Raw genomic sequence first — 14,550 nt, 5'->3', positions numbered from 1 at the left:
CGAAGGACCCCCGCTCACTCCTCGCCGTAGCGGGGGTCCACCGTCTCCGGCGTGAGCCCGAGCAGTTCGGCGACCTGTTCCACGACGACCTCGTGCACCAGCGCGGCCCGCTCGTCGCGGCCCTTGGTACGGATCTCGACCGGCCGCCGGTACACGACCACCCGCGCGCGGCGTCCCTCGCGCGCGGGAATGATCCCGCCCAGCGGCACCGCCTCGTCGCTCCAGCTCTCGTCGTGCCGGTCCTGGAGCCGGGGCACTTCGAGCACCAGGAAATCGATGTCGGCGAGCTGCGGCCAGCGCCGCTCCAGGCGTTCCACGGAGTCCTGCACCAGATCCGCGAACACGTCGGCGCGGCTCGCGGCCAGCGGCACCTGAGGGGGTGCGATCGGCCCGCGCATGCCCCGACCGTGGCGGTCGCGGCGACGGGGCCCGGGGCCGGCGGCACGGGGCGGTACACGGTTGTCCATCACTGGTGAAGCGTAGTCCTCGCGGGCTCCCGGCGCGCCGCCTCCCGTCTCGACACCACCTGGGGTGACATGTCGGAGGATGACCATTCCAGCCAAGGTTGGGCTCGTTTCCGTATCTCCACAAGACCGGTGACCTCAAGGCAATTGACGGTGTTTGTGCCGACTCATGACCGGATGCGATACCGTCCGGGAGCCAGGGCGGCGCCGTCCGCGCAGGTCAGCGAGGCGTGTCCGGGGAGGTGTGTGGGGCGCTTCACAACCCGACACGGTGGAGTGACCCGGGGGAGAGTCGTCGCGGCCCGCTCAAGAGTGCGGTACCGTCCAACATCGTGAGCCCTGTACGTCGCTGTTCGCGAACCGCCTGCGGCCGACCCGCCGTCGCGACGCTGACGTACGTCTACGCCGACTCGACCGCGGTCCTCGGCCCGCTCGCCACCTACGCCGAACCCCACTGCTACGACCTGTGCGCCGAGCACTCCGAGCGCCTCACCGCCCCGCGCGGCTGGGAGGTCGTCCGGCTCATCGACGGCTCCGCCCCGGCCCGTCCCAGCGGCGACGACCTGGAAGCGCTCGCCAACGCGGTGCGCGAGGCGGCCCGTCCCCAGGAGCGGGCGGCCGAGGCGGGCGGCGGACGTGGCGCGGATCCGATGGAGGTCGCCCGGCGCGGCCATCTGCGGGTTCTGCGGTCACCCGACAACTGAGCCGTACCCGCAGGTCGCTCCGGGTTCCCCGCCGTTCTCACCCGTTCGGCCCACTGCGCTCCGCCTCTTTCGGTGCTGCACACCCATTGACGCGCCCTTGTCGCGGACACGACCATTCCGGATGACCGGCGGGAAATTGGTTTCCGCATGCCGGAATCGGGGAGGCGCCCGTGTACGTCCAGGACCTGGAACCCGTCGCCGGCTCCCTGGGCCTGTCCGCCCTGGTGGCCGCCCTGCCCCTGGTGACCGTCCTGATCCTGCTCGGCGGGGTCCGGGTGAAAGCCCACCTCGCGGGCCTGACGGGCCTTGTGGCGGCCGTACTCGTCGCCTGCCTCGCCTACGGCATGCCGTTCGGCCAGACGCTCTCCAGCGCCGCCCAGGGCGCCGTGTTCGGCCTGTTCCCCATCCTGTGGATCGTGGTCAACGCCCTGTGGGTGTACCGGATGACGGTCCGTACCCGTCATTTCGACATCCTGCGCCGCTCGTTCGGGCGACTCTCCGACGATCTGCGCATCCAGGCCCTGGTGATCGCCTTCTGCTTCGGCGCGCTCCTGGAGGCGCTGGCCGGATTCGGCGCCCCGGTCGCGATCTGCTCGGTCATGCTCGTCGCCCTCGGCTTCGACCCGGTACGCGCGGCCGTGGTCTCCCTGGTCGCCAACACCGCCCCGGTCGCGTTCGGCGCGATGGGCACGCCCGTGGTCACCCTCGCCCAGGTCACCGGACTGCCACTGGACTCGGTGGCCTCCGTGGTGGGCCGTCAGACACCGTTGCTGGCCCTGGTGGTGCCGCTGGTCCTGGTCGGCCTCGTCGACGGCGCGCGCGGGCTGCGTGAGACCTGGGTGCCCGCCCTGGCGTGCGGAATCGCCTTCGCCGCCGCCCAGTTCGCCGCCTCCAACTACCTCTCCGCCCAACTCGCCGACATCTGCGCCGCGCTGGCCGGCGCGGCCGCGCTCGCCGCCGTGCCCCGCGCGCGCGTGCCCGCCGCCGAGGAGGTGCGTGCGGCCGTGCTCACCGGCGCCCGCAGCGCGGACCTCGACGAGACCGACCCGCGCCCCGAAGTCCTGCGCGCGTACGCCCCGTACGCCCTCATCGTCGTCGTCTTCTCCGTCGCGCAGATCCCGCCCGTCAAGGACTGGCTGGCACGCGCGACCCGGGTCTACGACTGGCCCTTCCTGGACGTCGCCGGCCCGAACGGCCAACCGGTCGGCGGGAATCTCTTCACCTGGCCGGTGGTGTCGACCGGCGGCACGCTCGTGCTGATCGCCGGCCTCGCCACGGCGGCCGTCCTGCGCGTGCACGCGCGCGTGGCGGTCACGGAATGGGTCTCGACGGTACGCGAGTTGAGGTTCGCGATTCTCACCGTGACCTCCGTCCTCGCTCTCGCCTACGTCATGAACCTCTCCGGACAGGCCGCCACCATCGGCCAGTTCGTGGCGGCCGCGGGCGCCGGCCTCGCCTTCCTCTCGCCGGTCCTCGGGTGGTTCGGCGTCGCCGTCTCCGGCTCCGACACCTCGGCCAACGCGCTCTTCGGCGCCCTCCAGGTGAGCGCCGCGCACGAGTCGGGACTCTCGCCGGACCTCCTCGCGGCCGCGAACAGTTCCGGCGGCGTGCTCGGCAAGATGATCTCCCCGCAGAACCTCACGATCGCCTGCGCGGCGGTGGGCCTGGAGGGGCGGGAGGGGGACCTGCTGCGCCGGGTGCTGCCGTGGAGCCTTGGACTGCTGCTGGTGATGTGCCTGATCGTGGCGGGACAGAGCTCGCCGGTGCTGGGGTGGATGCTGCCCTGACCCGCTGGGCGGGGCGGCCTGACCCGCCGTGCGAGGCGGCCCGGCCGGACTGCCCGGGTCGGCACCGACGGATCCCGAGGGGGCCGTACGCGATCACAGGTGGCCACACGCGATCGCGTAGGACCGCATGAGATCGCGCGGGATCACATCGGACCGTTGTGGATCCATCACCGCTCACTGCCGGTCACCGCAGAACACGGCCAGGAGACCGCCGGGAAAACGCCGCAGACCGCCCGCAGCCCGCCGGAGCGCCGACGGCGGATACCTGCGTCCGCGCCGTACGCCAGGGCAGGTAGTTTGGGGCGACCGATAAGACTTCAGGAGGGTTGGGCCGTGGCTGCTGATCTGTCGCAGATCGTCAAGGCGTACGACGTGCGCGGGGTGGTTCCGGACCAGTGGGACGAGGCGCTCGCCGAGCTGTTCGGCGCCGCTTTCGTACAGGTGACCGGCGCCGCCGCGATCGTCGTCGGCCACGACATGCGGCCCTCCTCGCCCGGCCTGTCCCGCGCCTTCGCGCGCGGGGCGGCGGCCCGTGGCGTCGACGTCACCGAGATCGGCCTCTGCTCGACCGACCAGCTGTACTACGCCTCGGGCGCACTCGGTCTGCCCGGCGCGATGTTCACCGCCTCGCACAACCCGGCGCAGTACAACGGCATCAAGATGTGCCGCGCCGGAGCCGCCCCGGTGGGTCAGGACACCGGCCTGACGGAGATCCGGGAGCTGGCGGAGCGCTGGTCCCGGCAGGGCGCGCCGGAGCCGGCCGCCACGCCCGGAACCATCACCTCCCGCGAGACGTTGCCGGACTACGCGGCGCATCTGCGCTCGCTCGTGGACCTGACCTCCATCCGCCCCCTGAAGGTCGTGGTCGACGCGGGCAACGGGATGGGCGGTCACACGGTCCCGACGGTCTTCGAGGGCCTGCCCCTGACCCTGGTCCCGATGTACTTCGAGCTGGACGGCACCTTCCCGAACCACGAGGCCAACCCGCTCGCCCCGGCCAACATCGTGGACCTCCAGCAGCGCGTCCGCGAGGAGTCGGCCGACCTCGGCCTGGCCTTCGACGGGGACGCCGACCGCTGCTTCGTCGTGGACGAGCGGGGCGAGCCGGTCTCCCCGTCGGCGGTCACCGCCCTCGTCGCCGCCCGCGAACTGGCCCGCAACGGCGGCAAGGGCACCGTCATCCACAACCTGATCACGTCCTGGACCGTCCCGGAGGTGGTCCGCGAGAACGGCGGCACCCCCGTCCGCACCCGCGTCGGCCACTCGTTCATCAAGGCCGAGATGGCGAAGGCCGGCGCGATCTTCGGCGGCGAGCACTCGGCCCACTACTACTTCAAGGACTTCTGGAACGCCGACACGGGCATGCTGGCCGCCCTGCACGTCCTCGCCGCCCTCGGCGGCCAGACCGGCCCGCTCTCCTCGCTCGTCGCCCAGTACGACCGCTACGTCGGCTCCGGCGAGATCAACTCCACGGTCGCCGACCAGCAGGCCAGCCTCGCGGAGATCCGCGCCGCCTACGGGGACCGCGACGACCTCACCCTGGACGACCTGGACGGCCTCACCGTCGCCGCCGCCGACTGGTGGTTCAACGTCCGCCCGTCCAACACCGAACCGCTGCTGCGCCTGAACGCGGAGGCCAGGGACGAGGCGACGATGACGAAGGTGCGGGACGAGGTACTGGCGATCATCAGAGGCTGAGATCGGCCCCGCCCAGCCCGGCGGCGGTAACCTGACCGCACGCGAACATCCCGCTCCCGAATCCCGAAGGGAAACGCCATGCCGCTCGAAGCCGGCCTTCTGGAGATCCTCGCCTGCCCGGCCTGCCACGCCCCCGTGAAGGAGCAGGACGCCGAGCTGATCTGCACCGGCCAGGACTGCGGCCTGGCCTACCCGGTGCGCGACGGTATCCCCGTCCTCCTCGTCGACGAGGCCCGCCGCCCCGCGTAGCCACCACCGTGCCGACCGCGCCACGGCAGCGGTCGGCCGCGCCACCACCGCACCGCACCTGGACCCCGGCAACCGGAGGCCGCTCCCATGCTCGACGAATCGCTGCTCGACACGCCGGAGGGCCTCGCCGAGGCCGACCGCCGAGGTCTGCTGCGCGGCGCGGCCGAGGCCGGCGCCCGCGTCCGCACCGCGGCCCGGCTCGCCATCGAGGCCGGTGTCCAGGAGCTGAAGCCGGACGGCCGTCCGCGGGCCGTCCTGATCGCGGGCCCCGGCGTCGCCGCCACTCACACCGCCGACCTCCTCGGCTCGCTCGCCGGCCCCGGCAGCCCCGTCATCCGGCTCGCCCCCTCCGGTGTGGCCCCGGCCGCCGGCGCCCTGCGCTGGGAGCTGCCCGGCTGGGCCGGCTCCGTCGACCTGCTGCTGATCGCCACCCCGGACGGCACCGAACCCAGCCTGTCGCTCCTCGCCGACCAGGCCTACCGGCGCGGCTGCTCGGTCGCCGCCGTGGCGCCCGCCCAGACCCCGCTCGCCGAGGCGGTGGCCGGCGCCCACGGTCTGTTCGTGCCGATGGCGACGGCTCCGTACGACCACGGCGAGCCGCTCGCCGGCTCCTCCCCGGGCGTCCTGTGGGCGCTGCTCACCCCGCTGCTGGTGCTGCTCGACCGCATCGGCCTGGTCACCGCCCCGCCCGACGACCTGGAGAAGGTCGCCGACCGCCTGGACCGGGTCGCCGAGCGCTGCGGTCCGGCCATCGTGACCTACAGCAACCCCGCCAAGACCCTCGCCTCGGATCTCGCCGACGCGCTCCCGGTGGTCTGGACGGAGGGCGTCTCGGCCGGCCCGGCGGGACGCCGCTTCGTCGCCGCCCTCGCCGAACTGTCCGGCCGCCCCGCCCTGGTCGCCGAACTGCCCGAGGCCCTGGCGGCCCATCAGGCCCTGCTCGCCGGCCCGCTCGCCGCCAGCGCCGACCCCGACGACTTCTTCCGCGACCGCGTGGAGGAGGCCCCCGCACTGCACGCGCACGTGGTGCTGCTGCGCGACCGCCCCCTCGGCGGCCTCACCGCCGCGCCCGCCGCCCGCGAACTCGCCCTCGGCCACGACACCCCGATCAGCGAGCTGGAGCCGGAGGAGGGCGACGAGCTGGAGACCCTCGCGGAACTGATCGCCGTCACGGATTTCGCCGCCGTTTACCTGGCGCTCGCTTCGGGGGCCTGAGGTGGACACCGGCACCGGGGCCGCCGTACCGAGGGCGACCTGAGGGCCGTACCGAAGGCGAACCGCAGGGAGAACACGCGGTGAACGAGACCGCGGGGAACATGCGGTGAACGAGACCCGCCGTACGGCGCCGTGCGCGGTCGTGGAACCGTCATGGTCCGTCGTACACCGTCGTACGACGGACGCGTCCGCGCCCCCACGCGACCCTGGGCGCCGGCCGCCCCGTACGCAGAGACAACCGGCAGAGAGAAGTCATGGACCGCCTCGACAACACCATCCGCCCCTACGCCTGGGGTTCCCCGACCGCCATCCCGACGCTGCTCGGGGTCGAGCCGAGCGGCGAGCCGCAGGCGGAGATGTGGATGGGCGCGCACCCGGGCGCCCCCTCGCGCACCGCGCGGGGCACGCTCGTCGACGTCGTCGACGCGAACCCGAAGGCCGAACTGGGCGAGGCGGCCGTGGCCAAGTTCGGCCCGCGACTGCCCTTCCTGCTCAAGATCCTCGCGGCCGGCGCCCCGCTCTCCCTCCAGGTGCACCCCAACCTGGAGCAGGCGCGCGAGGGGTACGAGGACGAGGAGCGGCGCGGGATCCCGGTGGACGCCCCGCACCGCAACTACAAGGACGCCAACCACAAGCCCGAACTGATCTGCGCACTCACCGAGTTCGACGGCCTGTGCGGCTTCCGCGCCCCGGAGCAGAGCGCCGGACTCCTCGCCGCCCTCGGCGTCGACTCCCTGAAGCCGTACGTCGACCTGCTGCGCGCCCACCCCGAGGAAGCGGCCCTGCGCGAGGTCCTCACCGCGATCCTCTCCGCCGACCGCGAGGAGATGGCCCACACGGTCGCCGAGACCGCCGCCGCCTGCGCCCGCCTCGGCGGCGAGTACCAGCCGTACGCGGACATCGCCCACCACTACCCCGGCGACCCCGGGGTGATCGCCGCGCTGCTCCTCAACCACGTGCGTCTCCAGCCCGGCGAGGCCCTCTTCCTCGGGGCCGGCATCCCGCACGCCTACCTCGACGGCCTGGGCGTCGAGATCATGGCCAACTCCGACAACGTGCTGCGCTGCGGCCTGACCCCCAAGCACGTCGACGTCCCCGAACTCCTGCGTGTCGTCCGCTTCGAGGCCGGTGACGCGGGCGTGCTGCGTCCCGAGGCCGCGCCGGACGGCGAGGAGGTCTACGAGACGCCGATCGACGAGTTCCGCCTCTCCCGGTACGTCCTGCCCGAGGGGTCCGCCCCGCACGACCTGACCCTGCCGACTGCGCAGATCCTGCTCTGCACGGCCGGCGCGGTCCGGGCGGGCGAGGAGGAACTGGCCCCCGGCGGTTCGGTGTTCGTCCCCGCGGGCGAAAAGGCGGAGGTCTCGGGTGCGGGCACGGTCTTCCGTGCCACGGTGATCGTCTGAGGGATGCGTGATTCCGGATGGGTCGGATTGTCGTACCGGGATTGTGGATACCTGACGAGCCGCTCCCGGACAGGGCTGCAAGAATGACCCATCCGGCAAAGCACGGGCAAAGACGAGCGCACGCCTGGGCGGCGTAGACGGACGACGGCGAGAAGGGACATCGCGGACACATGAGCGCGTCAGGCGGCACCAGGGCGATCGTGGCGGCACTCGGCGCCAACCTCGCGATCGCGGCAGCGAAGTTCGTGGCGTTCGCGTTCAGCGGCTCCTCTTCGATGCTCGCCGAGGGCGTGCACTCGGTCGCCGACTCCGGCAACCAGTTCCTGCTGCTCATCGGCGGCAAGAAGGCCCAGCGCGAGGCCACCCCGCAACACCCCTTCGGCTACGGCCGCGAGCGGTACATCTACGCCTTCCTCGTCTCGATCGTCCTCTTCTCGGTCGGCGGCATGTTCGCCATCTACGAGGGCTACGAGAAGATCAGCCACCCCCACCAGGTCGAACACTGGTACTGGCCGGTGGGTGTCCTGGTCTTCGCGATCATTGCCGAGGGCTACTCGTTCCGTACCGCCATCAAGGAGTCCAACCAACTGCGGGGCAAGCTGTCCTGGTCGCAGTTCATCCGTCGCGCCAAGGCCCCCGAGCTGCCGGTCGTCCTCCTGGAGGACTTCGGCGCCCTCATCGGCCTGGTCCTCGCCCTCGGTGGCGTCGGCCTCGCCCTGCTTACCGGCGACGGCGTCTGGGACGGCATCGGCACGGTCTGCATCGGTGTCCTGCTCGTCATGATCGCCCTTGTCCTCGCGGCCGAGACCAAGTCCCTTCTCCTCGGCGAGGCCGCGGGCATCGAAGAGGTCAGGAGGATCGAGGCCGCGATCGTCGACGGCGACACGGTCACCGGCATCATCCACATGCGCACGCTCCATCTCGGCCCCGAGGAACTGCTCGTCGCCGCCAAGATCGCCGTCCAGCACGACGACACGGCCACCGAGGTCGCGAGCGCCATCAACGCCGCCGAGGCCCGCATCCGCACCGCGGTTCCCATCGCCCGCGTGATCTACCTCGAACCCGACATCTACAGCGAGGCCGAGGCCACCAAGGGCCCCGACCCGGAAGCCACCCCGGGCGGCCCGGCCCCCCACCCCGCCGGCCACTGAGCCTTCCCGGGCGGCACAGCCACGGGCCCGTCCCTCCAGGGGAAACGGGCCCGCTGTCAATCCGGTCACACCACCTCGCTCAGCACCCAGCACCGCCCCGCCCGCCCGTCCGGTGCCGTCCGCGGCGCTGAGCGGCCCGCGAGCTTCTCCGCCGCCGTGCAGGTGGGGGGAGGGGCGCCGGCCCGGACGGGTCACGTCGATCTCCTAACGCCTTCGTCACACGAAACGCCGTCCCAGGACATCCCGCGTACTCGATCGGAAGCCCCGATCTCCCTGCGCCCCGCGACACCCCCACCCCGGCTCAACGGCGCGAAAGTCCCGGTTGGCCCCCTCTGGTCACCCCTGTGCACCCCTCGCCGAGACCCTCGTCACCTCTTCACAGGCCGCCTGGCCGACCGCGCCGGCCCCCTCGAACGGCCTGAACTGTTCGGAGGCGGGCTGGGGACGCCCCGCCCACCGGTGTAGCTTGGGACGGAGCCAGACGTCGCTGCTGATGGCGGTCGGGCGGTCCCCTACGGACCGGCCGAGGGAGAGAGGGCCTCCGACGGACTGCGCTGCGCGCACGCGGGCATGCCTGTGTCCTCTTCTCGGGCACCCCTGTGTCCGCCGCCGCGCAGACCAGCCGTACCCACCCTCGACCCGATACCGAGGAGCAGCTCGCAATGACGACTGTCGACAACCGACAGGACTTCAAGGTCGCCGACCTCTCCCTGGCCGACTTCGGCCGCAAGGAGATCACCCTCGCCGAGCACGAGATGCCCGGCCTGATGGCGATCCGCAGGGAGTACGCCGACGCGCAGCCGCTGGCCGGCGCGCGCGTCACCGGCTCCCTGCACATGACCGTGCAGACCGCCGTCCTGATCGAGACCCTGGTCGCCCTCGGCGCCGAGGTCCGCTGGGCGTCCTGCAACATCTTCTCCACCCAGGACCACGCGGCCGCCGCCATCGCCGTCGGCCCGAACGGCACGCCGGACAACCCGCAGGGCGTCCCCGTCTTCGCCTGGAAGGGCGAGACGCTGGAGGAGTACTGGTGGTGCACGGAGCAGGCGCTGACCTGGCCGAACACCCCCACCGGCGGCCCGAACATGATCCTCGACGACGGTGGTGACGCCACCCTCCTCGTCCACAAGGGCGTCGAGTACGAGAAGGACGGCAAGGTGCCGTCCGTCGACACCGCCGAGTCCGACGAGCACCGCGTCATCCTCGAACTCCTGCACCGGACCATCACGGACGGCTCGCAGAAGTGGACCCAGCTGGCCTCCGAGATCCGCGGCGTGACCGAGGAGACCACGACGGGCGTCCACCGCCTGTACGAGATGCAGCGCGACGGCGAGCTCCTGTTCCCGGCGATCAACGTCAACGACGCCGTCACCAAGTCGAAGTTCGACAACAAGTACGGCTGCCGCCACTCCCTGATCGACGGCATCAACCGCGCCACCGACGTCCTCATCGGTGGCAAGACCGTGGTCGTCTGCGGCTACGGCGACGTCGGCAAGGGCTGCGCGGAGTCCCTGCGTGGACAGGGTGCCCGGGTCATCGTCACGGAGATCGACCCCATCTGTGCCCTGCAGGCGGCGATGGACGGCTACCAGGTCACGACCCTCGACGAGGTCATCGACAAGGCCGACATCTTCGTCACCACGACCGGTAACAAGGACATCATCATGGCCTCGGACATGGCCAAGATGAAGCACCAGGCCATCGTCGGCAACATCGGTCACTTCGACAACGAGATCGACATGGCCGGCCTCGCCAAGATCCCCGGCATCGTCAAGGACGAGGTCAAGCCGCAGGTTCACACCTGGAAGTTCCCCGACGGCAAGGTGATCATCGTCCTGTCCGAGGGCCGCCTGCTGAACCTGGGCAACGCCACCGGTCACCCGTCGTTCGTGATGTCCAACTCCTTCGCGGACCAGACCCTGGCCCAGATCGAGCTGTTCACCAAGCCCGACGAGTACCCGGTCGGCGTCTACACGCTGCCCAAGCACCTCGACGAGAAGGTCGCCCGTCTGCACCTGGACGCGCTCGGCGTGAAGCTCACGACGCTCCGCCCCGAGCAGGCCTCGTACATCGGCGTCAAGGTCGAGGGCCCGTACAAGTCGGACCACTACCGCTACTGAGAGAGCGTCGCTGAAGTATCGCCGCTGAGGTATCGCCACCGCGATACCTCAGCCCAGTCCGCGGCCCGCCTCCGGAAGAGCACGGCAGTGCACTGACGCGCCTTCCTGGAGGTAAGCGTTCCGGCCCATCGAGGCAGGCCCCCGCACCCCCGTGTCGGGGGCCCGCCCCTTTGGCCCCACTGGCCCCGCCGGCCTACCCGCGCGGCCGTACCGCAGGACCGAGCCCCGGACCGGCAGCCCGCCAAGACCCAGGACCCCCATGCCCCGCGGCCGATATTCGCTCCACGATCCGCACGATCGCACCCCCCTCGGTGAAGAACACTTCCAATGCGCCCCCGGCCCCTCCGGCTGGCGTTATGTCTCCCAGGTCACCACCCCCTCCGGTGACCACAGCGGCTCGGTCGATCTCGCCCTGGACCACCTCGGCCGCCCCATCCGCCTCGAACTCCACGCCGCGAGCTGGCGGGTTCGCGGAGCCGCCCTCGACGGTGTCACCTGGGTCCGCACGGACCCCACCGGCGCTCATGCCACCGAAGGCCATGTGCGCGCCCACGCCTTCACCGGCACGTCTCCCGCGTTCCTGGTCGCCACCGCCCGTCTCCTGCGCCTCACCCCCTCCGCCTCCGCTACCCGCGTACGCCTCGTGGCCTTCACGGACCCGGTCCTCGCCCCCCGCACGGTGGACCAGTCCTGGGCCTTGGTGAAAAGCGAAGCACACGCCACTGACAATGGTCCTCTGACCGTGGACGAATACCAGGTCACAGCCCTGGACACGGGGGAGCAGCACGCCGTTCACCTCGCCGGTGACGTGGTCCTGGCGGCGCCCGGGATCGAGCTGGAGGACCTGCGGTCGCCACCGTCCGTCTTCGACAACGCCGACAACGCCGCCGGCACCGACGACTTCGACGCCTTCGAGGACTGACCCGGAGCGGCGCCGGGTCCGGGTGCGCCCTAGGCCGGCGGCACGAACCCGGTGGAGGGCCGCTCGTCCGCCGGGGGAGCGGCGGGTCCGGGAACCTGGGGCTGCCCCGCCGACGGGGGATACGACATGGCCGGGGCGGTGGGATCGGGGCGATACGAAGGCGCCGGAGGCACCGGTGGGGCGAAGCCGCTCGGCGCACCGGGTACGGGAGGGACGTAGCCATGGGGCGCGCCCGGCAGCGAGGGGCCGCCATAGCCGTAGGGAAGGCCCGATGGTGGGGCGTACGCGTTCGGTGCGCCGGTTTCCAGGGGGGCCTGGGCCTGGCCGGCGAAGGCCCGCCGGGCCTCTCGCGCCTGCCGTTCCTGCACCACGGCCGCCAGATACGCCGCCGGTGGAATCTCCCGTGGCGCCGGAGTCCCCGTCCGGGCCGCGAGGTCGGTCGCGAGCTGCTCCGCCATCGTCCAGGAGACCTGCGGATCGAGCTGCTGCATCCGCGTCAGGTACTGCCGGACGGCAAGCCACAACCCGTCCGGAACAGCCGACAGATCCAGCTCGGCGAAACGTCCCGCCAGCCAGGGAGGAGGCGGTGGAATGAACCTGGTCTGCCCGACCGGCACCCGCTCGCGTACGACCAGAGTCCCCGCGAACACGTCTCCCAGCCGACGGCCGCGCGCCGAGACCAGCGAGGCGATACAGGCGACGACCCCGAACGTCATCAGAATCTCGACCACGCCGAGGGCACCACGCACCAGAGCGTGCCGGAACCGAATGGGCCCGCCGTCGTCGCGCACCACACGCAGTCCGCATGCCATCTTCCCGAGCGAGCGCCCATGGCTCAGCGTCTCCACCGCGATCGGCCCGCCCACCAGCAGCAACAGGAAGGCCGCGAGCGACAGTGCCACCTGCGCGGCATCGTCCAACGAGGCCGTGGCCGCCACCAGGCCTATGGACACACCGATGTACACGGTCATGGCCACGACCAGGTCCAGCAGAACGGCCAGCGCCCTGCTGGGCAGCCTCGCGGGACGCAGTTCGAGCGCCACCGCCTCGCCTGTCACCAGCTCACTCACGCTTGCCGCCTTCCCTTGGTCTGCCCCGTACAGCGCAAGTCTGCCAAGCTGAGAGCGCATCGCGCCGCAGTACGACAAGCCGACAGCTGAGACAGGCAGTCGACGACCAGCCGAGGAGCAGGCAGACCCGATGGACCTCGACGTCTTCGTCTCCGCACACCGAGCCGAGTGGGACCGCCTCGACGCGCTCCTGCGCCGCCAGCGGCGCCTCAACGGAGCCGAAGCCGACGAACTCGTCGCCCTGTATCAGCGCACTGCCACGCACCTCTCCCTGATCCAGTCCAGCGCGCCCGACCCGCAGCTCGTCGGCCGGCTCAGCCAGCTCGTGGCACGCGCGCGCAGCGCGGTGACAGGGGCGCGCCGCGCCTCCTGGCGCGACGTGGCTCGCTTCCTCGGTCAGGGGTTTCCGGCCGCCGTCTACCGGTCCCGTCACTGGTGGGTGCCCACCGCGCTCATATCCACCGCGGCCGCGATCCTCCTGGGGTGGTGGATCGGCACGCACCCGGACGTGCAGTCGACCATCGCCGCCCCCAGCCAGCTCCGCGAGCTGACCCGTCCCGGGGGTGAGTACGAGACCTATTACTCCAGCCATCCCGCGGCTTCGTTCGCCGCCCAGGTGTGGACGAACAACGCCCAGGCCGCCGCGATGTGCCTGGTCCTGGGGGTGTTCCTGGGCCTCCCGGTCATCTACATCCTCTTCGAGAACATGCTCAACCTGGGCGTGGGCTTCGGCCTGATGTCCTCGGCCGGACGTCTCGACACGTTCCTGGGCCTGGTCCTCCCGCACGGGCTGCTCGAGCTCACCGCGGTCTTCGTCGCCGCGGGCACCGGGCTCCGCCTCGGCTGGACCGTCATCGACCCGGGCCCGCGCAGTCGCCGTAACGCCCTGGCCGAAGAGGGGCGCGCCGCGGTGGGCATGGCGATCGGGCTGGCTCTGGTCCTGTTCGTCTCCGGTGCCATCGAAGGCTTCGTCACCCCGTCCGGTCTGCCCACCTGGGCCCGTATCAGCATCGGGGTCGTCGCTGAGCTGGCCTTCCTCACCTACGTCTTCGTCCTCGGCGGCCGTGCTGCCCGGGCCGGCGAGACGGGCGACCTTGATGAAGCCGAGCGCAGCGCGTTCGTCCCGACGGCTGCTTGATGTGCGAAGACCTCCCGTGAGCTGCTAGTCTCCTCTTCGCCCCGGAAGACCCGTTGACACGGGCCCGTCGGGGAGGTAGATTCAAACAGTTGCCTAGAACTGGACAAGTTCGGGGCCGATCGTTAGAGTCGATCTGCTTCATAACGGAGAGTCAACTCCGAACATCGAAGCCACTCTCCGATTTACTCAGAAATGAGTGGCCGGTCAGACCGGCCAAGAACTTCTGATAAAGTTGGAAACGCCGAAAGAGAGCCGGAAGGCAATCAAATAGGCAAGGCCTTCCAACGGCCACTGGAAATGAATTCCGACCGGGAACGGAACGGAAAACGGATCTGGTAAGGTTGGAAACACCGAAGGGAAGCCCGGAGGAAAGCCCGAGAGGGTGAGTACAAAGGAAGCGACCGTTCCTTGAGAACTCAACAGCGTGCCAAAAGTCAACGCCAGATATGTTGATACCCCGTCTCCGGCCGATTCTTCGGTTGGGGCGAGGTTCCTTTGAAGAAAAACACAGCGAGGACGCTGTGAACCATCGGATCATTCCTCCGGTGGTTCCGCTCTCGTGTGTGTCGTCCCGCGCTTTTAGATAAGCACAGCGGGAAAGCATTCACGGAGAGTTTGATCCTGGC

Annotated in this window: 13 protein-coding genes; 10 read left to right on the top strand and 3 right to left on the bottom strand. The window is 70.9% G+C overall.

From position 1 onward, the window contains the following. Window positions 1-14: 14 nt before the first annotated feature. Window positions 15-467, bottom strand: a complete 453-nt coding sequence (locus ACZ4O3_RS13195) for a metallopeptidase family protein (RefSeq protein ID WP_351329022.1) — start codon at window positions 465-467, stop codon at window positions 15-17. A 329-nt stretch (window positions 468-796) separates the two neighbouring features. On the opposite strand from ACZ4O3_RS13195, the gene ACZ4O3_RS13190 reads away from it, so the two are divergent. From ACZ4O3_RS13190 to ACZ4O3_RS13150, 9 genes are all read left to right on the top strand, one after another. Next, window positions 797-1,168, top strand: coding sequence for a DUF3499 domain-containing protein (locus tag ACZ4O3_RS13190; RefSeq protein ID WP_362724919.1), 372 nt, complete (start codon window positions 797-799; stop codon window positions 1,166-1,168). Between the two features lie 170 nt (window positions 1,169-1,338). After that, complete coding sequence (locus ACZ4O3_RS13185) at window positions 1,339-2,955, top strand: L-lactate permease (protein ID WP_467722196.1); 1,617 nt, start codon at window positions 1,339-1,341, stop codon at window positions 2,953-2,955. Between the two features lie 333 nt (window positions 2,956-3,288). Further along, on the top strand, window positions 3,289-4,653 hold the full coding sequence (locus ACZ4O3_RS13180; protein ID WP_467722195.1) for a phosphomannomutase/phosphoglucomutase: 1,365 nt from the start codon (window positions 3,289-3,291) through the stop codon (window positions 4,651-4,653). Window positions 4,654-4,731: 78 nt separating this feature from the next. Continuing rightward, on the top strand, window positions 4,732-4,902 hold the full coding sequence (locus ACZ4O3_RS13175; protein ID WP_351329004.1) for a Trm112 family protein: 171 nt from the start codon (window positions 4,732-4,734) through the stop codon (window positions 4,900-4,902). Window positions 4,903-4,989: 87 nt separating this feature from the next. Further along, entirely contained in the window at window positions 4,990-6,117 is a 1,128-nt protein-coding gene (locus ACZ4O3_RS13170; RefSeq protein WP_385002509.1) for an SIS domain-containing protein, read from the top strand. 254 nt (window positions 6,118-6,371) lie between these two features. Further along, on the top strand, window positions 6,372-7,523 hold the full coding sequence (manA, locus tag ACZ4O3_RS13165; protein ID WP_467722194.1) for a mannose-6-phosphate isomerase, class I: 1,152 nt from the start codon (window positions 6,372-6,374) through the stop codon (window positions 7,521-7,523). Window positions 7,524-7,693: 170 nt separating this feature from the next. Next, entirely contained in the window at window positions 7,694-8,674 is a 981-nt protein-coding gene (locus tag ACZ4O3_RS13160; RefSeq protein ID WP_362722191.1) for a cation diffusion facilitator family transporter, read from the top strand. 662 nt (window positions 8,675-9,336) lie between these two features. Next, window positions 9,337-10,794: an adenosylhomocysteinase gene (ahcY, locus tag ACZ4O3_RS13155; protein WP_360495236.1), complete on the top strand. Its 1,458-nt coding sequence runs from the start codon at window positions 9,337-9,339 to the stop codon at window positions 10,792-10,794. 259 nt (window positions 10,795-11,053) lie between these two features. Then, on the top strand, window positions 11,054-11,716 hold the full coding sequence (locus ACZ4O3_RS13150) for a hypothetical protein (RefSeq protein ID WP_467722193.1): 663 nt from the start codon (window positions 11,054-11,056) through the stop codon (window positions 11,714-11,716). A gap of 29 nt (window positions 11,717-11,745) precedes the next feature. On the opposite strand, the gene ACZ4O3_RS13145 is transcribed toward ACZ4O3_RS13150, so the two are convergent. Further along, complete coding sequence (locus tag ACZ4O3_RS13145) at window positions 11,746-12,786, bottom strand: RDD family protein (protein ID WP_467722192.1); 1,041 nt, start codon at window positions 12,784-12,786, stop codon at window positions 11,746-11,748. Between the two features lie 130 nt (window positions 12,787-12,916). Between ACZ4O3_RS13145 and ACZ4O3_RS13140 the strand changes: the two genes are divergently transcribed. Further along, window positions 12,917-13,924 (top strand): stage II sporulation protein M, encoded by a 1,008-nt coding sequence (locus ACZ4O3_RS13140; RefSeq protein ID WP_467722191.1) that lies wholly within the window; start codon window positions 12,917-12,919, stop codon window positions 13,922-13,924. A 204-nt stretch (window positions 13,925-14,128) separates the two neighbouring features. Here the strand turns inward: ACZ4O3_RS13140 and ACZ4O3_RS13135 are convergent, their stop codons facing one another. Next, complete coding sequence (locus tag ACZ4O3_RS13135) at window positions 14,129-14,362, bottom strand: hypothetical protein (protein WP_467722190.1); 234 nt, start codon at window positions 14,360-14,362, stop codon at window positions 14,129-14,131. Window positions 14,363-14,550 lie beyond the last annotated feature (188 nt).

The organism is Streptomyces sp. NPDC026515 (assembly GCF_055567595.1).
Note: the sequence above shows the minus strand (reverse complement) of the source record. Positions and strands in the feature narration are given on the sequence as shown.

Coding starts and splice junctions, on each gene's coding strand:
- ACZ4O3_RS13170 (WP_385002509.1), top strand. CDS start 4,990: ATGCTCGACGAATCGCTGCTCGACACGCCGGAGGGCCTCGCCGAGGCC.
- manA (WP_467722194.1), top strand. CDS start 6,372: ATGGACCGCCTCGACAACACCATCCGCCCCTACGCCTGGGGTTCCCCG.
- ACZ4O3_RS13195 (WP_351329022.1), bottom strand. CDS start 467: ATGGACAACCGTGTACCGCCCCGTGCCGCCGGCCCCGGGCCCCGTCGC.
- ahcY (WP_360495236.1), top strand. CDS start 9,337: ATGACGACTGTCGACAACCGACAGGACTTCAAGGTCGCCGACCTCTCC.
- ACZ4O3_RS13160 (WP_362722191.1), top strand. CDS start 7,694: ATGAGCGCGTCAGGCGGCACCAGGGCGATCGTGGCGGCACTCGGCGCC.
- ACZ4O3_RS13150 (WP_467722193.1), top strand. CDS start 11,054: ATGCCCCGCGGCCGATATTCGCTCCACGATCCGCACGATCGCACCCCC.
- ACZ4O3_RS13175 (WP_351329004.1), top strand. CDS start 4,732: ATGCCGCTCGAAGCCGGCCTTCTGGAGATCCTCGCCTGCCCGGCCTGC.
- ACZ4O3_RS13140 (WP_467722191.1), top strand. CDS start 12,917: ATGGACCTCGACGTCTTCGTCTCCGCACACCGAGCCGAGTGGGACCGC.